The organism is Chryseobacterium flavum (assembly GCF_003385595.1).
Classification (GTDB): domain Bacteria; phylum Bacteroidota; class Bacteroidia; order Flavobacteriales; family Weeksellaceae; genus Chryseobacterium; species Chryseobacterium flavum.
Genome location: NZ_QNUE01000029.1, coordinates 1 through 23,381, shown reverse-complemented (window position 1 = coordinate 23,381; position 23,381 = coordinate 1). Strand labels below are relative to the sequence as shown.

Below are 23,381 nucleotides of genomic sequence, written 5' to 3'. Positions count from 1 at the left end.
ATGATCCCTGTTCAGTTAACTATCGAAGGACTTTATTCTTACCGGGAACGCCAGACTATTGATTTCAGAAATCTTACTGAAGCAGGCCTGTTTGGGATTTTCGGTGCGGTTGGTTCCGGAAAATCTTCCGTTCTTGAAGCGGTTTCGTTTGCTTTATATGGAGAAACAGAACGTTTGAATATGCGTGACAAGAGGGCTTATAACATGATGAATCTGAAATCAAACAGTTCTTATATAGAATTTGATTTTGTGAATTATGAAAATAAGCTCTTCCGTGCAACCCGTGATTTTAAGAGAAACTCCAAAAAATTCGAAGACGTAAAGCCTAATGCTGTTACTTTTTATGAAAATATCAATGGTAAATGGGTTCCTTTGGAGCATTCGAATGCAGAGTCCATTATCGGCCTAAGCTATTCCAATTTTAAAAGAACCATCATTATTCCGCAGGGACAGTTCAAAGAATTCCTTGAGCTGGGTGCCGCAGAAAGAACGAATATGATGAAGGAAATTTTTAACCTTCAGAAATTTGATCTTCAGAACAATGTTTCTCTCCTTAATGTAAAAAACAGATCTGAACTGGATCAGCTTGAAGGGCAATTAAAGGGCTTTGAAGATATCAATGAAGAGAAAATCAAGATTCAGAAAGAGGAACTTACAGAGGAACAGAAAAAACTCTCGGAATCCAATGAAAAACTGGAAAGAATCTCCCAGACCTATCAACAGCTTAAAAACCTGAAAAGTGATTTTGAGAGTTTACAGCTGAATAAGGAAAAATTCAGTAAGCTCTCTGAAGAGAAACCTCAGATGGATGCTCTGGAAGCTCGGGCAGAGTTATACGATCGTATTTTCAGAATCTTCAATCCGTTGATTATTGAAAAAAATAAGCTTTCAAAGGAAATTACAGATAAACGAAACGAGAAAGAACAGCAGATTAAAACATGGCAGGAAACCGAAAAGGCTTTTAATATTATAAAAGAACAGCTCTCGGCTCTTGAACCTCAATTTAAGGCATTGGAGCAATCAAAAATTCAGGAAGATGATATGAACCTGATCGTACAGATCCTGAAATTTTCTAAAGAAATCAAAATCCTGAATGAAAGAACCCGGAACGGTTCTGAAAAGGTAAAAGAAGTGGCTGTCAATAAGGAGAAAATTCAGAAAAAAATTGATGAGCTTTCTTCACAGATAAAAATCTTAAAGGAACAAAAGCTCGATTCCGCTTTACTTTCTGAAGCAGGCAGCTGGTTTATTCAACAAAAGAATTTAAAAAAATCATTACAGGAACAAGCCGGAAAAATTGAACAACAGCAAAAACAGCTCATAGAAATTGCAGAAGAATTGAAACCTTTTGGCTATCATGAAAATTTCAAAGATGATTCCAGAATCAGGAAAGAAACTTTAGAAGCAAAAAGAAAAGAGCTTTCCCAAAAACTGGATCATCTTAAAATACAAAAAGAGCTTTCCCGTTTTGCCAATGAACTTCACGACGGTGAAAACTGCCCTCTCTGCGGTTCTAAAGAACATCCGCATATTGTAGAATTTCATGATGTGAATACTGAATTACAAGAGATTCAGGAGAATATTACATCCGTTGAGCAGGAAGTGACTGCCGTTCAAAAACAGGAATCCGAAATTGATAAAATCCTGGACCGCAAAAAAATCTTTGAAGAACAGCTTACTTCAGAGCAAAAAACGTTGCTCCGGATTCAGAAAGATATAGAACATCATATTCTAAGTTTTACATGGAAGCAGTTTTCTCATGATCGGGAAGATGAATTTGAGAAAAAACGTTCGGACTCATTTATTTTAGAAAAAAAGATTGAAGAAGCGGAACGAAATATAGCACTGGAAAGAGAAACGCTGGAAAAAGAAAACAAAACTCTGGAGAAATATAAGAGTGCACTGGAGGCTTTCAGGCTAGAAGAAGTTTCAAAACAAGAGCAGATTAATATCAGCCGTTCCGGTCTTAAAATCCTGGACTGGAATCTGTATGCTCAAAAAACAATCACAGAAGTTGAAGAAGCTTATCAAAAGCTGGTGCAATCCAACAAAGAAACCGAAGAAAATTATAATAAAGCATTAAAGCAGGAAAAAATTCTTTCTCCAAAATTGGCAGAACAGAAAACCATTGTCAGCCAATCTGAAAAACAAATTACAGAACTTGAAAAAGAGATTTCCGCAAATGATTTGGCTATAGCCAAAGGCTTGGCAGATCAAAGTTTCACCAATTTTAAAGAGGTTGAAACTATTCTGCATCAGGAAATTGATATTCAGGTTGTAAGAACTAAAATTCAGAATTTCAAGATTGAATTTGAAGCTTTAAAGAAATTTATCGGGGAACTGGAATTGAAACTGAAAGGACTTTCATTTGATAGCAACCAGTTTTCGTTGGCTGAACAGCAGCTTACTCAAGCACAGAACGAGCAAAAACAGATCAGCGATTCTGTGGTGACAAAAACTGCAGAAATAGAGCGTCTGGAAAAAGAATTCGTAAAAAAAGAAGAGCTGCTGAAAGCACTTGTTAAGCTTCAGAAACGTTCTGAAAATTTAAAGGTCATGATGAACCTGTTTAAAGGAGCAGGTTTTGTACAATATGTCTCATCCATTTACCTGAGACAGCTTTGTGATCACGCTAATGTACGCTTCCATAGGATGACAAGAAATCAGTTGAGTCTGCAGCTTAATGAAAATAACGATTTCGAGATCATCGATTACCTCAACGAAGGAAAAAGCAGAAGTGTAAAAACACTTTCCGGAGGACAAGCTTTTCAGGTGTCGTTGAGTCTGGCTCTCGCACTGGCAGAAAGTGTTCAGGCCAACGCGCAGGCAGATAAAAACTTCTTCTTTATTGATGAAGGCTTTGGAACCCAGGATACGGAATCTGTGAATATTGTTTTTGAGACGCTTACCAACCTGATGAAAGAAAACAGAATTGTAGGTATTATTTCGCATGTGGAGGAGCTTAAGGAAAAGATTCCTACAGCACTTAATATTGTAAAGAATGAGGAAAAAGGGAGTATCATTGAAATTATCTAGTTAAATATATTTTATAAATAACAAAAGCCACAAAAGATTTGTTTCTTTTGTGGCTTTCACACCTCACAAACTTCCCTGTTACAGTCCTTTTATAACAGGCTTCACTTCATTTCCAAACAATTCTATAGATTTCATCATCACATCATGCGCAGGATCTCCCACATCCATATGCCCGATAAATCTTGTAATTCCGAAAATTTCTTTCATATAAGCAATTTTATCTGCTACCTCAGCCGGACTTCCGATAAATAATGCACCGTCTTTACTTCTTCCGCCTTCATACTGTGCTTTTGTGTAAGGAGCCCATCCTCTGGAAGCACCTATTCTATCCATCTGGGATTTATAGTTATGAAAATATCCATCCACTACTTTCTGATCATCACTCACAAAGGTATGAGAGTGAATGGCGATCTGCATTTTCGAAACATCATGTCCCGCTTTTTGATATTCCTGCTTATAAAACTCGATCAGATTCCTGAATTGGACAGGCATTCCTCCAATAATGGCTACCACTAACGGCATTCCCAACTGTGCAGCACTCAAAACAGACTGCGGAGTTCCTCCTACCGCTCTCCAGATGGAAAGTTTCCCATCATTTTTTGCCCGTGGATATACAGTTTGGTTCTGCATCGGAGCACGAAGTTTTCCAGACCAGCTTACATTTTCTTCAGCATTGATTTTCAACAATAATTCTAATTTTTCGTCAAATAATTGTTCATAGTCATTCAATGAATAACCATACAGCGGAAATGATTCAATGAAACTTCCACGTCCTACAAATATCTCTGCTCTCCCATCTGAAATAAGATCCAGTGTTGAAAAATCCTCATATACTTTTACCGGCTCAGAAGAACTTAACACAGTAACTCCACTGGCCAGTTTTATATTTTTGGTAATACTTGCTGCTGCTGCCAATACTATTTCCGGAGAAGAAACAGCATAATCCGGACGGTGGTGCTCTCCCATTGCGAAAACATCAATTCCCACCTCATCCATTAATTTTACCTGATCCAGTATTTCACGGATCTTAATTCCTGCATCTCTATATTTTCCGGTTGACTGATCAAAGGCCAGATCACCGAACATTCCTATTCCTAATTCCATATTGTTGATTTTAGTGATACAAAATTACCACTATGGAAAATCAAAAACATTGATGTTGGTTAAGATCGGAAGATGATTTAAACACTAATCATACTAATAGTGTCATTGCGAGCAAAGCGAAGCAATCTCAATCAGATTATACAATAGTATTAAGGGAATATTCAAAAAAAATCCAGCCTAAAACCAGGCTGGATTCTATCATTATTTCTTCAGATACAAATCAAAATAATCTGTAATTTTCTGCATCAGGTGAACCCTGTCTTTTCCAATCACATTATGCGGGTGCCCCGGATAAGCGAAATAATCAAGCTGAACTCCGTTGTCCACCGCAGATTTGATGAATTTTATAGAGTGCTGCCATACCACCACATCATCCTGTGCCCCATGGATCATCAATAGTTTTCCTTTCAGATTCTGAACTTTATCCAAAAGATTAGCTGCAGCGTATCCCTGTGGATTTTCCTGTGGAGTATCCATATATCTTTCTCCATACATGATTTCATACATGCCCCAGTCAATCACCGGACCACCAGCTACTCCTACCTTGAAAACATCTGGCTTGCGAAGCATAAAGCTTGTTGTCATAAATCCTCCAAAACTCCAGCCGTGAATTCCCATTCTGTCTCCGTCTACATAAGGAAGGGATTTCAAATAATCTACTCCTTTCATCTGGTCATTCATTTCTGTAGTACCGAGATTTCTGAACACAGCCTGTTCAAATTTCATTCCTCTGTTCGCAGAACCTCTTCCATCCATTGTAAAGATGATATATCCGTTCTGAGCCATATATTCATACCATAAATTTCCGGATGCCGGGAAGGTATTGGTTACCAGCTGTAAGTGTGGTCCATTATATAAATAAACAATTGCCGGATATTTTTTATTAGGATCAAAATTCGTTGGAAGAATAATTTTTCCATATAAAGGAGTACCATCGTCAGCTTTCAGTTCTACATTTTTAATTTCGGGTCTCTGATAATTTTTTAATGTATTTTCAGCAGTAAGAATATTGGTAATCTTTAAGTTATTCGTATTGATGATATTGGCAACTCTTGGCGAATTCGCATTACTATAAGTATCATATAAATAGTTTCCGTCACTGCTCAAAATCCCCGAATGCATTCCTTCAGCATTATCCAGTTTCTGCATTTTGAAGTTGGTCCAGTTAATCTTATACAAATGTCTCTCCAAAGGAGTTTCTTTAGTTGAAGTAAAATAAATTTCTTTCTTCTTTTCATTAAACCCTAAAACATCTGTTACCAGCCAGTCTCCTTTTGTGATCTGTGCTACCAGTCCTTTTTCTAAGCTATAATGAAACAGATGATTGTAACCCGTTCTCTGACTTTGCCAGATAAAATCTGTATTTGAATTCGGGAAAAATATAAGAGGATGCTGTGGCTCAACATATTTACTGTCTGTTTCTTCAAATAAAGTCTTTACCAATTCACCATTTACCGCGTCATATTGATTCATTTTCATATGGTTCTGTCCCCTGTTAAGAACTGCCACAAAAATATATTTGGAATCAGGGCTCCAGGTAACTGCAGTCAGATACTGGTCCTTTTCTCCATCAATATTTAAGAATGTTGTTAACTGATTCTTAATATTATATATCCCAAGCTTTACCTGATGGGAAGTCTGGCCTGCCATAGGATATTTTATATTGTGATTTACAGCCGGAGTAACGGACCAGTCAATGATCGGATAATCTGCTACCATAGTCTGATCCATCTTATAGAATGCTACACTCTCGGAGTTGGGGGCAGGAAAAATTCCTGTATCAATTCCGAATTCATTTCTGTGAACCGCCTGCCCACTGATGATATTTTCGTTCGCTTCGTTGGTTACCGCAATCGTTTTTCCGTTTTTATTTACAAATAAGTTATTCTTTACTGTGAAGGCAAAAGTCTGGTTATCACCAAACATTTTTACGTTGGCAGCATCCCGATCAATGACAGCAGTACTTTTCACTTTCCAGTCGTTACCCGATTTTTCAATCCAGAACATCTTATCCTCAACACTGAAGTAACCATTGGATGTATTTAAAAATTTGATTGGTGGAACTGTTTTCAGTTTATCATTGGAAAAATGCCTGTTCAGCTGAGTTAAAGACACCAAGGTATCCTGCCTGCTTGTTTTTAAATCAGTCATCAGGTAACCGCCTTTCACAGCCTGAATATAAGCTTTACCATCTGCAGACCATGAAAACTGTGAAATATTTTTCACTGCGAGATTGGTTCTCATCCCATTTACCGCTTCCGCCATTGTAAACTTCTGTGTCTGGGCTAATGCAGCATTACCCAAAACCAGCATCAATAAAGAAAATTTATATAATTTCATTGCATAAAATTGAATCCTTCAAAAATAAGAAATAAAAATCACCCGTTAAGAAATGTTAAATTAAAACATTCATAAAATGGAATTCATGTATTAAAAAGAAATTATTCTTAACTTAATAGTAGAATTTAAAAGGGATTAAATAAGTCAATTGTGAATGGTCAATTCGCTGCGCATGTCAATTTTAGATTATTGGAAAGATACAGTATCCACCAGTTGTAAAGCAAAATTGTCAATTGGTATTAGTCAATTGTGAATAGCCTATTCGTTGTGCTTGTCAAATTCTATTTGCCGGACAGCTATGGTGATTCATCATTCACTTGTGAAGCAAAATTGACAGTTGACAAAAAAAATTCATTTCTTATCCTATATCAATGACTTGTATAGGTACGCTATCCTAAATTTGCATCATTAATAACAAACAAAAAATACAAAATACAATGGCAACAAAATGGATTTTAGACCCAACGCATAGTGAAATTACTTTCAAAGTAAAACACATGATGATCTCTAACGTTAAAGGAAGTTTCAGAACTTTCACCGCTGAAATTGATTCTGAAGATGAGTTTTTTGCAAATGCAAAAACTACAGCTACTATTCAGACGGATTCTGTATTTACAAACAATACAGACAGAGATAATCACTTAAAGTCAGCTGAGTTTTTCAATGCTGAAGTACATCCTACGATCACTTTTGAATCTCAGGCATTGAATAATACTATTGTAGGAAATCTTACCATCAATGGAATTACAAAACCTATAACACTTGATGTAGACTTCGGAGGAATTAATGTGGATCCATGGGGAAATACAAAAGCAGGATTTTCTTTTGAAGGAAAAATCAGCAGAAAAGACTTCGGATTAAACTGGAACGCAGCACTTGAAGCAGGAGGTGTAATGGTAAGTGATGATGTAAAAGTAGCAGGTGAATTGCAGTTTGTAAAACAAGCATAATTTTTAACATACTTCGTAGAAGGTTCAGGGATTTTTCTAAAAGCCTTGAACCTTTTATTATTTTATACCCTTCAATATTTATGAACCTCAATGATCTTCAAAACATAAGCGACGGTTTTAAAAACACTCAGAGAATGCCTGTTTTATTTCTTGGACATGGTTCACCTATGAATGCCATTGAAGAAAATCAATTTGTACAGGGTTTCCGGAAAGCAGCTTCAGAAATTCCAAAACCGAATGCAATTCTCTGCATTTCTGCCCATTGGTATACGGACGGAACTTTTGTAACGGCTATGGATATGCCGAAAACCATTCATGATTTTTACGGTTTTCCAAAAGCCCTTTTTGATGTGCAGTACCCTGCTCCGGGAAATCCCGAACTGGCAAGAGAAACTGCAGAACTTCTTCTACCTGTAGATGTGGAAGAAGATCATAGCTGGGGACTTGATCATGGGGCATGGTCTGTTATCAAACATATGTATCCTGATGCAGATATTCCTGTTATCCAGCTGAGTATCGATTATACAAAACCTCCTCAGTATCATTATGATCTGGCAAAAAGACTGAACAAACTTCGTGAAAAGGGTATCCTGATTATCGGAAGCGGAAATATCGTTCATAATCTCCGTCTTATCGACTGGAAAAATATAAATACGGTCGGGGCCGGCTGGGACTGGGCAATTGAGGCCCGGGAGAAAACCAATAACTGGCTTCTTGACGGTAATTTTTATAATATTATCGATTATCAGAAGCAGGGAACGTTCTTACAATATGCTGTTCCTACTCCTGACCACTATCTTCCGCTACTCTATACCTTAGGTCTGAAAGATCAGTCTGAAGAACTTACCTTATTCAATGATGAACTTATCGGAGGCTCACTGAGCATGACAAGTGTAAGGATTGGATAATCTGACATTAAATAATAAAAAAGGAAATACCTCTACAGAGACGGTATTTCCTTTTATTTTTCAGGAGAGCTTTTTTTATTGTACAGCTTTTAAAACATTAATGTTCCCGTAGCCGTAACTTGAATTTACGTTTGTATAATAGGTGGAAGCCTGTCTCATTTTAGTAAGCACCTGTTCTCTTGTCCATGACGGATTTCTGGCCCAGACCAATGCTGCAATTCCTGCAGTAGCTGCCGTAGCCACAGAAGAACCACCTACATAATCTGCCTGTCCGTTGTAATAGCTCAAGACCGGAACGGTATTTCCTGAAGATCTCTCCATCTGGAAAGTAAAATCGATCTGGCTTCCTGAATGACAGACATCACATTTCTGATTGGAAGTATTTTCTTTTACGCCTGTGATCGCCTGTGTTTCCGGCATTGATGCAGGGAAAATTACCCCAACAAAACTGGTGAAGCTGGTAGAAGTACCCCCTGCACAGAAAATCAGTTTTCCTTTAGAGTAAGCATATTTAACTCCATCTTCAATTTTTCCGACAGAAAAAATATGTCCCATCGACATAGAGATGATCTTCACATTGGTATTATTCCCCAATTCTGTGAAAGCCGTTTTTACCGCAGTCTGCTCACTGGAAGTTTCCAGAACAACGTTTTCTGCCGCTCTGTAAGCAATCAGATTGGCATTATATGCTACTCCTACCGGTAATCCTGCATTATTTCTAGGAGCCGCCATTACAGAAGCCATTTTAGTCCCATGTCCGCACTTATCTCCTGATCCGTCTGAATTATACACCCCGTATTTACTGATTGTTCTTCCTGAAGAAGCACCATTATTAAAACTACCTCCCAATAAAGTCTGTTCCGGAGAAACTCCTGTGTCAATAAGCCCGATAGTCACCCCAGCCCCTGTGCTGTAGCTCCAGGCTTCAGGAATATTGTGCTTGGTAAAAGCCCATGGGATTTTTGCACCCGGCGTTGTAGAAGTATAATCTGCTGTATTTAATGTTGCAGAAGAAAAACCACAACCGGATGAACCGCTTCCGGAAGATTTTGCAGCAGTATTATATTGAGCTTCAAATTCAAAATAATGATAATCTGCCGGCTCTACATACCGTATTGTTTTCATTTGCCGGAGCGCAGTAATGGTTTCCTCATTTTCAATGACAACATCCATCTGATTCAGATATTGATCTGAAAGAAGAAGGAAATTTCTCTCTTCTTTTCCTTCATATTTTCTGATCACAGTAAGGACTTCTTTCTCCATATCACTGCTGTTTGGAGATTTACTTCTGTCGAAGTCATCCTTAGAAGCTCCGAAACCGATCGATACCATTTTGTTTCCGCGGAAAACAGCACTCCATACAAAATGATCGGACTCATTCTTCCAATTGAAAGTACCGTCCGTTTTAATCGCCTGATTGATCCTTTCGTTGATCTGTTTTGCAGTCAGCGGATCTTTCTGTGTCATTTCTGTTTTTACATTTTCATTCTGAAGTTCTTCTCTGGAGCACGAGTTCAGGGCAAAAAATATTGCCAGTAGGAATACAGTTTTTTTCATATGTTATAATTTTGGTTGGAACCACAATATAACACTTTAACGGGAATTAAAAACTTAAAAAAATTGAATTTAGCATTACAGGAATATTAAATTATAATACTTTCTTGTAGCAGACACTCTGCTCAACTCCAATGTATTGCCCATAATTGGGGATTCTGTTAAACCCGTTTTTTTCATATACTGAAATTGCATTTTTAAGATCCCGGGAGGTTTCCAGGACTGCTTTTTTAAAATTCAGTTCTGCAGCCCAGTTTTCAAGTTCTTGTACAATAGTGGAACCTAATCCCCTTTTTCTGAATTCCGGATGGGTAAACATTCTTTTAATTTCTACGGTATCTTCCGAAAGCGGTTTGAATGCACCGCAGGCTGCCGGAATACTATCAATATAGGCTACGATACAGTTTTTTATGGTATCAATTTTATTGAATTGAGCAAAAAAATCGTCATTTTCACCATTATGCTCGGATAAAGTAGCGTCAAGGGATTTTACAAGAGTTTGGAAATCTATATTGGCAGAATCTGTTCTGAGTATATTCATATCTATTTGATTTAAAGATTTAAAAATTGAAGGATTTAAAGATCTGTGAAACAAAAAGCTCCCTTTCGGAAGCTTTTATTATATTTTAGATTAGTTGACAATAAACTTTCTTTCATTGATCAATTCTGCGATCGCTAACATGTCTTTACCGATCAGCCTGTCATCTTCGAGCTTAGCAACCTTGGAACGGAGAATCGCAAAGTTTTCTTCAATTACTTTAGAGCATTTGGATGGTCTTCTGAACTCTAGCCCCTGAGCAGCAAACATTAACTCAACTGACAAAATATTGACCAGATTCCCAAGAACCTGATTAAATTTTCTTCCTGAGATACTTCCCATAGAGACATGATCCTCCTGGCCTAAACTTGTAGGAATAGAATCTGCCGATGCCGGAAAACATAAGGTCTTATTCTCAGTGACCAAAGCAGCTGATGTATATTGCGGAATCATAAACCCGGAATTTAATCCTGAGCTTTCGGTCAGCAATCTGGGAAGTCCATATTTTCCTTCCAGCAATAAATAACTTCTTCTGTCAGAAATATTTCCTAATTCTGCAGCTGCCAAAGTAGCATAATCCAGAGGTAAAGCCATTAGCTGTCCATGGAAATTTCCTCCTGAAATAGATTCCTCTGCACTCAGAACAATCGGATTATCAGTAACAGAGTTTAATTCAGTTTCTGCCATATTCCTTAAATGCTCAAAAGCATTCCTGCTTGCTCCATGTACTTGCGGCACACATCTCATTGAATAAGGATCCTGTACTCTTTCACAGTCTTCGTGTGCTTTCATATTTTCTGATCCTTTCAGGAATTTAAGCATTCGTGCAGCAACTTTCTTACTGCCTTCAAAAGGTCTGATCTCATGGAGTTCTTTTTTGAAAGGGCTTGCAGAACCTCTGTATGCTTCAATACTCATGGCTGCAGTCATATCTGCAAGGTCTAATAAATATTCAAATTTTTCAAGCCCTTTGATTGCATGAGCTAAGATAAACTGAGTACCGTTGATTAATCCCAATCCTTCTTTAGGCCCTAAAGCCAAAGGCTCAAGGTTATGTTTTTTCAATACTTCCATAGTATCGGAAACCTGATCCCCTTCCCAAACCTGTCCTAAGCCAAGTAAAGGTAATACCAGATGGGCTAGCGGAGCAAGATCACCTGAAGCTCCTACTGATCCCTGTTCAGGAACTACCGGAATAATATCTTTTTCCAGCATCAGGATCATTCTCTCAATAACTTCCAGAGAAACTCCTGAAAATCCTTTTGATAAAGCGTGCACTTTAGCAATCATCATGATTTTTGAAAGTTCTTTATCAATGGGCTTTCCTACTCCTACGGCATGTGAAATAATTAAGTTATATTGTAATTGTGCGGTTTCGTCAGCAGATATTTTCGTATCACATAATGGCCCGAATCCTGTATTGATACCATATACACATCTGTCAGATTCTACAATTTGCCGGACGTTTTTCTGAGACTTAAGAATTTGTTCTTTTGCTGCTTTATTAAGCTTGGCTTTATTAGTTTTTTTACAGATTTCCAGAACATCGTGGAAAGTGAAAACATCTACTCCGTATATCATTTCTAAAAAATTTTCTTAAAATTACACATTTAACAATAACTGGAAAAACTAATTTTCATGGTTCTATATTTTTATCGTAACAAGTAATATAATTTACTATTTTTACTGTCGAACAAAAAACAATAATACATGAGACTTAAATCTTTACTGCTTGCATTGTGCCTGGCCGGCACTGTTTCTTTTGGCCAGAAAGTAAAATATTCTAAAGAAGAGATAAAGAAAATGGAGACCTATCTTTTCAATGAAGGCTTTAATATTCCGTCACCAAAGAAAACATCGACCGTTATTTTAAAAGACGGAACATCCTACAAAGGTTTCTGTAATAAGATTGAAACAAAAAAAGGGCAGATCTATGAAGTGGCTATTAAGGATAGTGTGACAAAAAAGAATATTATCTTTAACGCTGATCAGATCAGCGAAATGTATGTATATCCAGGCAATGCTGAAAAAATTGCCAAAGTGGCTAAATACATGGGAAATATCCGAAATTTCAGTACAAAAAAATTAGCAAAAAATACGGGCAATGACAGGATTCATTTTGTAAATCAGACCGTTTCCTTAAAAAACAAAAAGGATGATAAAGAATTCCTTATGCAGCTGATCAACCCTGAATTCAATGGTATTATTTCCGTATATCATGATCCCAGAGCAAAGGAAACAACAGGCTTTTCTGTGATGGGCTCTCCACAGCTGGGAGGTGGTGTAATTAAATCTTATTATGTAAAGAAAGGAGATAAAATTATGTGGCTTCACAAGGATGACTTTGAAGATCATTATGATTTTCTTTTTGGTGATAATGCAGAGTTCATGAAAAAATATCCAAAGAACTCTGTAGAATGGGATTATTTCAGTTTTCTGGTCAATGAATATACTGCCATAATGAACGGATAACCTCTTAGAATATACATTAAGCCCGCAAATGACCGCGGGTTTAATTTTTTTTTAAATAGGGAAAGTTTCCTTAATTTTGTTATATGAATCCTTCTTTAGAATTACAACTCAAAACTTTACCATCCGAACCTGGCGTTTATCGTTATTATGATAAAAACGACCAGCTATTATATGTGGGTAAAGCTAAAAATCTGAAGAAAAGGGTACTCTCATACTTCAACAAAAACCTTTCCGGATACAGGATTAAAATTATGGTCGGTAAAATCCAGCGTTTGGAAACGACCATCGTAAACAGTGAATATGATGCTCTTTTATTGGAAAATAATTTGATCAAAGAACATCAGCCTTTTTATAATGTCATGTTGAAAGATGACAAAACTTATCCCTGGATCTGTATTAAAAATGAAGAATTTCCCCGGATATTCCTGACGAGAAATGTTATTAAAGACGGCTCGGAATACTACGGTCCGTATGCTAAGGTACGACCTGCTAAAATTTTACTGGATACCATCAAGCATATTTACAAGCTCAGAACCTGTAATTTGAATCTTGCTCCCAATAAAATAGCTGAAGGAAAATATAAAGTCTGCCTTGAATATCATATCAAGAACTGTGAAGGGCCTTGCGAAGGGCTGGAAAGCAAAGAAGAATATGATGAAAAAATAGATGCTATCCGCGGAATTATTAAAGGGGATTTCCGTAAAGCAAAAGATTATCTGATTAACCAGATGATGAAATTAGCTTCTAACCTTCAGTTTGAAGAAGCTCAGATTATTAAGGAAAGGCTGGATATACTAGAGGATTATCAAGCTAAAAATACAGTTGTCAATCCTAATATTGATGATGTGGATGTCTTTGGAATGACCAGTGATGAAACTGCAGCATATGTTAATTTCTTCAAAATAAGAAATGGAAATATTATCCAGAGTTTCACAACGGAGATCAAAAAAATTCTTGAAGAGAGTGATGAAGATATCATGGAGGAAGCCCTGATTGAGATCCGTCAGAAATTTGGATCTGATTCAAAGGAGGTACTGCTTCCTTTCCATTTATCTGTAGAAATTCCGAATGTTAAGCTGATTGTTCCTAAAGTAGGAGATAAAAAAAGAATTGTAGAACTTTCAGAAAAGAATGCAAAAGAATATCGTCTTGAAAAACTGAAACAGGTTCAAATCGTAGACCCTGAAAGACATACTACAAGAATTATGGCCGAAATGCAAAAGCTGCTCAGAATGCCTGTAGAGCCAAGACACATTGAAGGTTTTGATAATTCAAATATCCAGGGTACCAATCCCGTTTCTGCCTGCGTAGTTTTTAAAGATGGTAAGCCGAGTAAAGCAGATTACAGAATTTTTCATCCAAAAACAGTAGAAGGTCCTAATGATTTTGCAACGATGGAAGAAGTAATATTCCGTCGTTATAAAAGAATGCTGGATGAAGGTGAAAGCCTCCCTCAGTTAATCCTGATTGACGGAGGAAAAGGACAGCTTTCTTCTGCTGTAAAAAGCTTGAGATTATTAGGCCTATATGGAAAAATTACCATTATAGGGATAGCAAAAAGACTTGAAGAAATCTTCTTCCCGGAAGATCCTATTCCTTTATACCTTGACAAAAAATCTGAAACTTTAAAAATCCTGCAAAGAGTGCGGGATGAAGCCCATCGTTTTGGGGTAAAACATCACAGGACCAGAAGAAAAAACTCCACAATAAAGTCTGAACTTGAAGAAATTCCCGGGGTTGGAAATAAAACGATTGAGCTCCTATTATCTAAACTAAAATCTGTGAAACGTATCAAAGAAGCAAATCTTGAGATGCTGGAAGAAATTTTAGGAAAAAGCAAAGCCAGAGTAGTTTGGGAATTTTTCAATAAAAACTCATAGCAACTAATCTCCTGTTTACATTAACAATATCTCCGAAAGATATTGAGTTCCTACATTGTCTCAAAATAAGACAAAACTTAAAAATTACCATAAAACAAGAGAAAACAATATACTTAAACATAAAAAAGTAAAATATTACAAATAAATTAACATTATTTATAATATTATTCTTAAATTAGTACTAGCTTCGAAAACATAAAACAAGCTGTTTCTTATAAAAACAAGTAAACAAAATAAGTAAGGAATAATTTGTACCAACATTAAGAAAACACATCAACATATATGAATGTAAAAGGCTCTTTTTCAGAGCCTTTTATAATATATTATTTTTTTAGAATCTTACTCAGATAATTTCCTTTTTCTGTTTTAATTCTAATAAAATATGTTCCTGAAGCAAGTTCTGATACATTAATTTTCTCATCATTGTAGGTAATACTCTTTACTAACTTTCCTGATGTGTCAAAAATTTTTACTGTTTCAATTTTATTTTTCTCTTTTGACTGTATTGAAAAATATTCTAAAACAGGGTTAGGATAAATCTGCAGATCAACATTCCCTTTTTTATGGTCCGCGTTATCAGATTCATGCGTTGCTAAGTAAACAGGTAAAGTATCTGTAATTGCATAAAACTCACTTCCATGTTCTTTTGTATAAATAGTCAGAAATAAACTTTCACCATCCGTCGCCATTTTTTGGATATTTTCATTAACCAGCAGCTGGTCATCATTCATGATAAAAACATCAATTGGAGCAGTATCTGCAACGACTCCATTGGCCCTCCATATTTTTTGAGAATCCCCATTCAGAAAATAAAGATAATTATTAGCACACACCATATCTTTTATACCGGAAAATCCTGATTTTACAATATAACTGCCATTGTTGGTACCGTCTGTCCTCCATAACTCTTTATCATTATCATTGGTAAAAAACAACTGATTTCCACATTTTTTAAACTTAACATCAGATAAAAAATTACCTGAAATAATTTTATTTGTTCCCGAAACCGTCCCATCAGTAGAATGTAAACCGGAAGAGTAGCCGGACGTTACATAAAATAATTTATTATTAAGTATACCGGTTTCCCTCGATACAACTCCTGAACCCGATGGTTCAATATAAGATTTCAGCAACACTGAAGAAGTCTGATCTCCATCAGAAGACCATAACTCAGTATGTCCGTAACCCGGATTATTTTCTGAAGTTAAAGTAAAAAGTAATTTGTTATTAATGGTGTTCAGTACTTTTATATCTCCATCTGCTCCATTTGGGTAGATAAATTGAATTGCTTGGTATGTATTCGGATTTGTACCATCTGACTTCCATATGGCCAATTTTCCGTTTTTTCTTGCAATAAAATAAGCATATCCGTTCAGGACTGCAGTCCTTGTATCCACATTATACAAACTTCCCATATTATCCATCGAGATATCCATCACAAGATCTATTGAGTTTGAACTATTATTAATTCTCCAAAGCTCAGTCCCCATATAGCTACTATGGGCAGAAAGAAGCAGCACATTATCATTCAGGGCAGTATAAAGAACTCTATTGGTAAGAGGCTCCAACATAATAATTACTTTTGAACCTGCTGCAGTTCCATCTGTCCTGTAAAATCCTCCTTTTGTATAAAGATAATTTCCTACTCTTGTAAAAGTATCATCAAATGCCGTAGCTACTCCATCCGGTACAATTCCTCCTGTGTTAAAGAATGATAACCTTTCAACCTGTTGTGTATTTTTATTTCTTCTATACAGCTGATTACTGAACTCACGATCTTTGGCAATAAAAATCAGATTATTGTTCAATACATCATAAGAATGGGGAGCAGAACCTTCATACCTGCTGATATCAGATGCTATTGAAACAACTTTAGAAAAAGGATCAAGGGAAAATATTTCTCCTCCGTTTTTTTGACTGGTCCCGGCCATATAAATCTTAGAATTAAGATCAATGAAGCTATTGTTATAAGGCATATTAAGTCCTGTAATTTCATAGGGCAGAACAGAGCTTCCATTTGTAATCCAATATCTGACTCCAGTATTAGGAGTAGTAAAAAACAAATATAATCCATCAGAACTCTTCCCATAGAGCTTCATATCAGGAGGTGTATTGAATAATACCGTACCTGCCTCGGTACCATCAGTTTCCCAGATGTAATTACCATAGCCAGGACTTGTTCCGTTGGTATTACTTTCAAAATAAATTTTATTGTTAAAACGAATGAATTTATTCATTGCCATGGAACTCGTAACCCCAGGAATCAGGTCTTTTAACAACTGGGTTCCTGCAGCCGTACCATTTGACACCCAAGGTTCAATTCCGCTACCTGACGGATCAAATCCTCTGAAAACAAAATAATTATCCGTTGCTGCACCATCTAATTCCTGAACATTCACCGGCTTCACAGAAATTGTACCTAATGTTGTTCCATCACTTTCATAGAGTTCATATCCGGTTGGCAAATTGGCAATAAAATAAAACTTATTATTAAATTCAATAATTTTAAAATCATTAGAAATACTTCCCCCTGAATTGGGTGTAATATCTTTCAATAATATTGTTCCTGCCGGCGTTCCATCAGATTTCCATATCTCTTTTCCATGTATTCCGTCATTTGCAGCCAGAAATATCGCATTATTAAAAGAATACAGTTTAACATTTCCTGAATATTCAAAAGTTTTTAACAACTGTAAACTGTTTGCTATTGTATCATACACCCACAGTTCATTATTCTGATAAAAGAAAATCCTGTTTTCCGCTACCACAAGTTCATTAATTTCAAAGTTTGAACTGAGATCAGTTAATTTTATAGTTCCTGTAGTAGTACCATCAGTTACCCAAAGCTGATAATATGATGAGTTTTGCTGTGCTAAAAAGTATATTTTATTGTTTAATTTTACGGAAGCAGGATTCCCCGATACACCACTATTGTGCCCTGGATAGATATCTTTCAGTAATATAGATTTCTGGGTTACAGAATTAAAACACCAGAGCTCCCTTCCTTCATCATCTGATCTTGCAGCCGGAAAAATAATCAGTTCATTAAGCTTGATGAAAGATTTCGGATCACTTGATCCGCCAAAATTAATTTCATGCAATTTGGTATTCAGTACATTTTGTGCACTGGAAAATATTGACATTAGCGTCAATAAGGGAATGTAGATTTTTTTCATGGTATTAGTTAAAATAAATCCTTAATTCAAAAAACAGTAATGAATTAAGGATTATGGTTAGTCTTATAACTTTTAATGCTATTTGGCTGTAAAAACTTCTTTAGAATACTTCCCGTCACCTTGCGGAATATCTATCACTATATTTCCATTTTCAGTATAACCGATCGTAGTATTTCCGTTATCCAGTTTTACAATAAAAACGTCCTTTTTCGATGATGCCTTAAAGATTGCAAAAGGAACAGAACTGCCAGATTGAGCTAAGATAAACTGACTCCCGTCAATCTGTATTTTTTGTAAATTAAGCTTTCCATTTGAAAAACTGCTGGCAGTATGAGTACTATTGGAAGCAGTGTTGGTGATGGTAGTTTCAGTGCCGGTTGTCTGAACTCTCGTATCTATAGTTTCAGTTGTCTGGACAGGCAACGGATTAACCGGATTAGAGGCGGAAATGCTTACTAAAGCCTGCTTTAAAGCATCAGCATACCCTTCTTCAAATTCCTTAATTCCTGTTCTTCCTTTAGCTTCTATCACAGTTTTCTTATTACAATCTGTAAACTGCAGAATCACTTTATTAGTAAATAAACTGGAATCATCCAGAACATTAGCATTAATTACATTGCAGGAATTATCTTTAGCTTCAGAAGGCCATTGGTCTTTATTAGCCGGAAGAATGATATACTTTTTTGCACTCAGAGCTTTTGCCAGATATGCTTCCAAACCATAACTTTCTTTTTTAAAACTCTCAAATTTTTCAGGAATCGATACATATTTGTAATCTGAAACCTTTTGACTAAAAGCCAGTGTTGAACAAACTGTCAACATAGCTATTGATATCCTTTTCATATTCTTATAATTTTTAATCATTTCTGAAAGCACCCATATCCAGCTTGAGTGAGAAGAAATTAGAATAGAAATTAGATCCGCCTATTCCTGAATTTGTAATTGCATAATCCAGAGTAAGCCCTCTATATCTGATTCCAACCCCTGCGCTTGGCTGGAAAGAAACTTTTCTTTTAAGATCTTCTATATCCGTAATAGATTGAAACCTGTTAATCCCCAACCTTACAAAAATCATTTTCTGATATCCAAGCTCTGCTCCAGCATATGGACTGATACTTGCAAAATCTGTTGAAATCAGTGAAGCCGTTTTAGCAAAATCAACATTAATTCCAGCTTCCGGCAATACGTATACACTACTGTTAATTTCAAATAATTTACTGGCCCCAACATTAAGCTTAGGCATTGTAAGCTCCATCTTATCTTTTGGAGCCGGATTAAACTCTTCACCATTAACAACTGCTGATAATTCTTTCTGATTAACACTCCAGAAGTTTACCGTTGTTGTAATATCACGAACCATTCCACCAAATTTCCAGCCATTATTTCCTTTATAAATAGCCCCCACATCAAAACCAAAACCATAACCACTTGCAAACTTTCCTACATTTCTGTAGACAATTTTAGCGTTTACACCCACATCCAGATTAGGATTACCTCCAGGCCTGAAAGCATAAGACAAAATAGCAGCATAATCAGATTGGGAAAATTTTGTAATCTTATCATAATCAATATTCCCTTCCGAATCTATCATCTGAGTGGTATTCAAAATATTATCCACTCCAAGCCTTACCACTGAAACACCAAAAACTCCTTCTTCCATCACTTTTGCGTACGCCAGATAATCATATTTTGCAATAGACTCAAAGTATTCGGCATGCATGGCAGCACCCTGCCAGTCTCTTTCAACAGACATTAAACCTGCAGGGTTCCACATCGGGGAATAAACATCATCCTGATTGGATATTACTGCTCCTCCCATTGCCAGTCCCCTGGCGCCAGCTCCGATATTTAAAAATTCATTGGAGTACTTTCTGATAATCTGAGATTGAGACAGCCCGAACAACAGTGAAAATGCAAGTAAAAAATATTTTTTCATCATATAATTTGATGCTTAGTTAAAGTTTTTTGTTTTTCTGGCTTTTATTAATCCATTTGCAATGATTGCCAGTATCATAACTCCTGAAGCAATATAAAATATTGGGCTCATATGTTCTGATTCTCCAAAGATAAAAAAAGCTAGTATAATTCCGTAGACCGGTTCTAAATTAACTGTTAAAATTAAAGTGAAAGGCGAAATATATTTCATCAGCTTTACTGATTCCAACATTGGAAAAGCTGTAAAAACACTTGCCAACAAGCATATTAACGCAAGATCTCTGTAGTTTATTTCATCCATATTAAAGATTTGGCCGGTGAACAGATAAAAGATCGTTAATATAGCCCATCCACAAAAAATTTCATAAAAAATGATATTCCCCGAACTCGTTTTTCCAAACATTTTGCCATTGAAAACGGAAAAGATGGTACCAAAAACAGCGCAGAGGATTCCATAAAAAATTCCTTCTTTATACTGAAATTCGGTTTTAAATATAAGTAAAATACAGGCCACAATCACTACTCCCATCACCACTTCTGAAATATCAACTTTTCTTTTAAAGATAACAGGCTCCAGTATAGATGCAAAAAGTGTGGATAAAGAAAGGCAGCTTAAAGCAATGGATACATTTGAAACTTTTATAGAATAAAAAAAACAGTACCAGTGAAGTGCCATTGCAAACCCAATGGCAGCCAGCTGAAAAAATATTTTTTTAGAAATTTTAATACTCTCCTTTTTATATACTCTTATAAATACAAAAAGAAAAATAGCGGCAAACAACATGCGATAAAACACCAATACCTGTGCGTTTGCATGAATCAGCTTACCCAAAATAGCTGTAAAACCCCACAAAAATACAATCAGATGTAATCTGAAAAGTGCTAATTTATGCATACTCTACCTTCTTCAATTTTTTACCGTGCAAATTTACGAATAGGCTTTTACAAATCTGATAAAAAATATAAATTTACTTTAATAAAAAAATATAAATAAGCTTTTTTACAGATTTTTTCTTTAATGAGCAGATTCAATCTTTCTTTATCAAAAAATTTTAACTGAAATAATAACAAAATATTACTTACGACTTTTAGCTATTAATCCATAAAAAAACCCTGAAAATTTGTTAAACTTTCAGGGCCTTCAAATAATAAACTATTAAAAAAATAAACTAGGAACTGAGTATTTTGAAGAGAATATGATCTCTGTTACTCTGTTGTAAAGTTAGAAAAAATATAAGTCAATTAAAAATATTTTTTTGTTAAAAATTTCACAATTTTCTGAATACCAATATATTAAACAAGTGTTTTACTTCCGTTCGTATTCCTTATAAAAATAGTATCTTTAAGCGTAAAAAATTGAAATTTTATGGATATCGAATTCAACAAACGTGAAGATCAAAACAGATTAAGACTTTCAGAAATCAACCGCTTGCTCACCGACATCAAAAAAGGAGGTGGTGAAAAGAGGCTTCAGAAGCTTCGTGAAGAGGGAAAAATGACAGCAAGAGAAAGAATTGATTATCTTCTCGACAAAAATTCAGATTCTATAGAAGTTGGAGCATTTGCAGGCTACGAAATGTATCAGGAGCACGGAGGCTGTCCGAGTGGTGGGGTTGTAGTTGTTATCGGATATGTATCCGGCAGGCAATGTATCATTGTAGCTAATGATGCTTCTGTAAAAGCAGGAGCCTGGTTTCCCATTACAGGAAAGAAGAACCTGAGAGCTCAGGAAATTGCTATGGAGAACAGGCTTCCTATTATTTACCTGGTAGATTCTGCGGGCGTATATCTTCCCATGCAGGATGAAATTTTCCCTGATAAAGAACACTTCGGAAGAATTTTCAGAAACAATGCTAAAATGAGTTCTATGGGAATCATCCAGATCTCAGCTGTTATGGGAAGTTGTGTAGCAGGAGGAGCATATCTTCCTATTATGAGTGATGAGGCAATGATTGTTGATAAAACAGGTTCTATTTTCCTTGCAGGGAGCTACCTCGTGAAAGCAGCAATCGGAGAAAGTATTGATAACGAAACCCTTGGGGGCGCGACTACCCATTGTTCAATTTCAGGAGTTACTGATTATAAGGCAAAAGACGATAAAGATGCGTTGGATAGGATTAAAAACATTATGAAATCTGTAGGAAGTACTGAAAAGGCCGGCTTTGACCGCATTGAAAGTTTTCCACCTAAAGAAAATCCGGAAAATATTTTTGGAATTATGCCTGTTTCAAGAGCAGAGCAATATGATACCTATGACATCATTAAATGCATTGTGGATAATTCCGAATATGAAGAATATAAACCGGATTATGGGAAAAGTATCATTTGTGCTACTGCAAGGGTTGATGGCTGGTCAGTAGGAATTGTAGCCAATCAGAGAAAAATGGTTAAAAATGGAAAGGGTGAAGTACAGTTCGGAGGTGTAATTTATTCTGATTCAGCAGATAAAGCGACCCGTTTTATTGCCAATTGTAATCAAAGAAAAATACCTTTGATCTTCTTACAGGATGTTACCGGTTTCATGGTAGGCTCAAAGTCCGAACATGGTGGAATCATAAAAGATGGTGCTAAAATGGTAAATGCTGTATCCAATTCTGTGGTGCCTAAATTTACAATTATTACAGGGAACTCTTATGGAGCAGGGAATTATGCTATGTGTGGCAAAGCTTATGATCCAAGGCTTATTGTAGCATGGCCATGGGCAGATTTAGCAGTAATGGGCGGAGCACAGGCTGCAAAAGTTTTAGCACAGATACAGGAATCTACTTTGAAAAAGCAAGGTAAAGAGACCTCAGAGGAAGAACATAATGAAATTCTTGATACTATATCAAAAAGATATCAGAAACAGACAGATGCAACGTATGCTGCAGCAAGGCTCTGGACCGATGCAATTATTAATCCGGCAGATACCAGAAAATGGATATCCATGGGTATTGAGGCTGCCAATCATTCTCCTATTACTGAGAAATTCAACTTAGGAGTAATACAAGTATAATTATTGTTTTACAAATAGAAAACGGCTGTTTCAGTTCTGAAACAGCCGTTTTTAGTTTAATTTTCAAGTCAAACCCCAATATCCATTCATAAGGTAAGTAGTTATCATTTTTTACTAGAGGTAAAAATTTATTAAGGAAAAATATTCTGTATTACACTTTTGACAGAGCCGGGGAGCCGGGGAGCAGTAAAGCTGGATAACGGTACGGTTATAAGAGTTATGAGTTATAAGTTTTGGGATATGGGTTCAGAGTAATTGATGAATGGTAAGCTGTACTCATTGTCAATTCTTGCTAATGGCTCATGGCTGATGGCTTATAGCCTATTGCTTATTGCCTATTGCTCATTCACAGGGGGTATATAACAAAAAAATCCTTTATCATAACGATAAAGGATTTTAAAAATAAAATAAAAACTGGCGGCGGCCTACTCTCCCGCGTTAGCAGTACCATCGGCGCTGGTGGGCTTAACTTCTGTGTTCGGAATGGGAACAG

Annotated in this window: 15 protein-coding genes and 1 rRNA gene; 6 read left to right on the top strand and 10 right to left on the bottom strand. The window is 36.2% G+C overall.

The window, feature by feature from the left end:
• Positions 1–3,036 (top strand): AAA family ATPase, encoded by a 3,036-nt coding sequence (locus DRF59_RS20175; protein ID WP_115964345.1) that lies wholly within the window; start codon positions 1–3, stop codon positions 3,034–3,036.
• Positions 3,037–3,114: 78 nt separating this feature from the next.
• On the opposite strand, the gene DRF59_RS20170 is transcribed toward DRF59_RS20175, so the two are convergent.
• Both DRF59_RS20170 and DRF59_RS20165 read right to left on the bottom strand, forming a co-directional pair.
• Positions 3,115–4,140, bottom strand: coding sequence for an LLM class flavin-dependent oxidoreductase (locus DRF59_RS20170; RefSeq protein ID WP_115964343.1), 1,026 nt, complete (start codon positions 4,138–4,140; stop codon positions 3,115–3,117).
• A 201-nt stretch (positions 4,141–4,341) separates the two neighbouring features.
• Positions 4,342–6,480 carry a S9 family peptidase gene (locus DRF59_RS20165; protein WP_241505646.1) on the bottom strand — a complete coding sequence of 713 codons (2,139 nt, stop codon included), beginning with the start codon at positions 6,478–6,480 and terminating at the stop codon, positions 4,342–4,344.
• Between the two features lie 437 nt (positions 6,481–6,917).
• Between DRF59_RS20165 and DRF59_RS20160 the strand changes: the two genes are divergently transcribed.
• Positions 6,918–7,430, top strand: coding sequence for a YceI family protein (locus tag DRF59_RS20160; RefSeq protein ID WP_115964342.1), 513 nt, complete (start codon positions 6,918–6,920; stop codon positions 7,428–7,430).
• Between the two features lie 80 nt (positions 7,431–7,510).
• Positions 7,511–8,338 (top strand): 4,5-DOPA-extradiol-dioxygenase, encoded by an 828-nt coding sequence (ygiD, locus tag DRF59_RS20155; protein ID WP_115964340.1) that lies wholly within the window; start codon positions 7,511–7,513, stop codon positions 8,336–8,338.
• A gap of 75 nt (positions 8,339–8,413) precedes the next feature.
• Here ygiD and DRF59_RS20150 read toward each other — a convergent pair whose 3' ends face one another.
• The 3 genes from DRF59_RS20150 to hutH form a co-directional block, all read right to left on the bottom strand.
• Complete coding sequence (locus DRF59_RS20150; protein WP_115964338.1) at positions 8,414–9,895, bottom strand: S8 family peptidase; 1,482 nt, start codon at positions 9,893–9,895, stop codon at positions 8,414–8,416.
• 91 nt (positions 9,896–9,986) lie between these two features.
• The gene (locus DRF59_RS20145; RefSeq protein ID WP_115964337.1) at positions 9,987–10,433 is read right to left on the bottom strand and encodes a GNAT family N-acetyltransferase; all 447 of its coding nucleotides are present in this window, start codon (positions 10,431–10,433) and stop codon (positions 9,987–9,989) included.
• 90 nt (positions 10,434–10,523) lie between these two features.
• Positions 10,524–12,011, bottom strand: a complete 1,488-nt coding sequence (gene hutH / locus DRF59_RS20140; RefSeq protein ID WP_115964335.1) for a histidine ammonia-lyase — start codon at positions 12,009–12,011, stop codon at positions 10,524–10,526.
• Between the two features lie 129 nt (positions 12,012–12,140).
• On the opposite strand from hutH, the gene DRF59_RS20135 reads away from it, so the two are divergent.
• Together DRF59_RS20135 and uvrC are read left to right on the top strand one after the other, a co-directional pair.
• Complete coding sequence (locus DRF59_RS20135) at positions 12,141–12,902, top strand: hypothetical protein (protein WP_115964333.1); 762 nt, start codon at positions 12,141–12,143, stop codon at positions 12,900–12,902.
• An 83-nt stretch (positions 12,903–12,985) separates the two neighbouring features.
• Entirely contained in the window at positions 12,986–14,782 is a 1,797-nt protein-coding gene (uvrC, locus tag DRF59_RS20130) for an excinuclease ABC subunit UvrC (RefSeq protein ID WP_115964331.1), read from the top strand.
• Positions 14,783–15,105: 323 nt separating this feature from the next.
• Here the strand turns inward: uvrC and DRF59_RS20125 are convergent, their stop codons facing one another.
• From DRF59_RS20125 to DRF59_RS20110, 4 genes are all read right to left on the bottom strand, one after another.
• Entirely contained in the window at positions 15,106–17,958 is a 2,853-nt protein-coding gene (locus tag DRF59_RS20125; RefSeq protein ID WP_115964329.1) for a T9SS type A sorting domain-containing protein, read from the bottom strand.
• A gap of 78 nt (positions 17,959–18,036) precedes the next feature.
• On the bottom strand, positions 18,037–18,801 hold the full coding sequence (locus tag DRF59_RS20120; protein ID WP_241505645.1) for a hypothetical protein: 765 nt from the start codon (positions 18,799–18,801) through the stop codon (positions 18,037–18,039).
• A 13-nt stretch (positions 18,802–18,814) separates the two neighbouring features.
• Complete coding sequence (locus tag DRF59_RS20115; RefSeq protein ID WP_115964326.1) at positions 18,815–19,897, bottom strand: putative type IX sorting system protein PorV2; 1,083 nt, start codon at positions 19,895–19,897, stop codon at positions 18,815–18,817.
• Positions 19,898–19,909: 12 nt separating this feature from the next.
• Positions 19,910–20,788 carry a DMT family transporter gene (locus tag DRF59_RS20110; RefSeq protein WP_115964324.1) on the bottom strand — a complete coding sequence of 293 codons (879 nt, stop codon included), beginning with the start codon at positions 20,786–20,788 and terminating at the stop codon, positions 19,910–19,912.
• A 471-nt stretch (positions 20,789–21,259) separates the two neighbouring features.
• Between DRF59_RS20110 and DRF59_RS20105 the strand changes: the two genes are divergently transcribed.
• The gene (locus DRF59_RS20105) at positions 21,260–22,888 is read left to right on the top strand and encodes an acyl-CoA carboxylase subunit beta (RefSeq protein WP_115964322.1); all 1,629 of its coding nucleotides are present in this window, start codon (positions 21,260–21,262) and stop codon (positions 22,886–22,888) included.
• A gap of 412 nt (positions 22,889–23,300) precedes the next feature.
• On the opposite strand, the gene rrf is transcribed toward DRF59_RS20105, so the two are convergent.
• Positions 23,301–23,381, bottom strand: a 5S ribosomal RNA gene (rrf, locus tag DRF59_RS20100); the annotation flags it as partial.

Bases quoted from the DNA above. Each gene is read 5' to 3' on its own strand.
- DRF59_RS20175 (WP_115964345.1), top strand. From the start codon at position 1: ATGATCCCTGTTCAGTTAACTATCGAAGGACTTTATTCTTACCGGGAA.
- DRF59_RS20170 (WP_115964343.1), bottom strand. From the start codon at position 4,140: ATGGAATTAGGAATAGGAATGTTCGGTGATCTGGCCTTTGATCAGTCA.
- DRF59_RS20165 (WP_241505646.1), bottom strand. From the start codon at position 6,480: ATGAAATTATATAAATTTTCTTTATTGATGCTGGTTTTGGGTAATGCT.
- DRF59_RS20160 (WP_115964342.1), top strand. From the start codon at position 6,918: ATGGCAACAAAATGGATTTTAGACCCAACGCATAGTGAAATTACTTTC.
- ygiD (WP_115964340.1), top strand. From the start codon at position 7,511: ATGAACCTCAATGATCTTCAAAACATAAGCGACGGTTTTAAAAACACT.
- DRF59_RS20150 (WP_115964338.1), bottom strand. From the start codon at position 9,895: ATGAAAAAAACTGTATTCCTACTGGCAATATTTTTTGCCCTGAACTCG.
- DRF59_RS20145 (WP_115964337.1), bottom strand. From the start codon at position 10,433: ATGAATATACTCAGAACAGATTCTGCCAATATAGATTTCCAAACTCTT.
- hutH (WP_115964335.1), bottom strand. From the start codon at position 12,011: ATGATATACGGAGTAGATGTTTTCACTTTCCACGATGTTCTGGAAATC.
- DRF59_RS20135 (WP_115964333.1), top strand. From the start codon at position 12,141: ATGAGACTTAAATCTTTACTGCTTGCATTGTGCCTGGCCGGCACTGTT.
- uvrC (WP_115964331.1), top strand. From the start codon at position 12,986: ATGAATCCTTCTTTAGAATTACAACTCAAAACTTTACCATCCGAACCT.
- DRF59_RS20125 (WP_115964329.1), bottom strand. From the start codon at position 17,958: ATGAAAAAAATCTACATTCCCTTATTGACGCTAATGTCAATATTTTCC.
- DRF59_RS20120 (WP_241505645.1), bottom strand. From the start codon at position 18,801: ATGAAAAGGATATCAATAGCTATGTTGACAGTTTGTTCAACACTGGCT.
- DRF59_RS20115 (WP_115964326.1), bottom strand. From the start codon at position 19,897: ATGATGAAAAAATATTTTTTACTTGCATTTTCACTGTTGTTCGGGCTG.
- DRF59_RS20110 (WP_115964324.1), bottom strand. From the start codon at position 20,788: ATGCATAAATTAGCACTTTTCAGATTACATCTGATTGTATTTTTGTGG.
- DRF59_RS20105 (WP_115964322.1), top strand. From the start codon at position 21,260: ATGGATATCGAATTCAACAAACGTGAAGATCAAAACAGATTAAGACTT.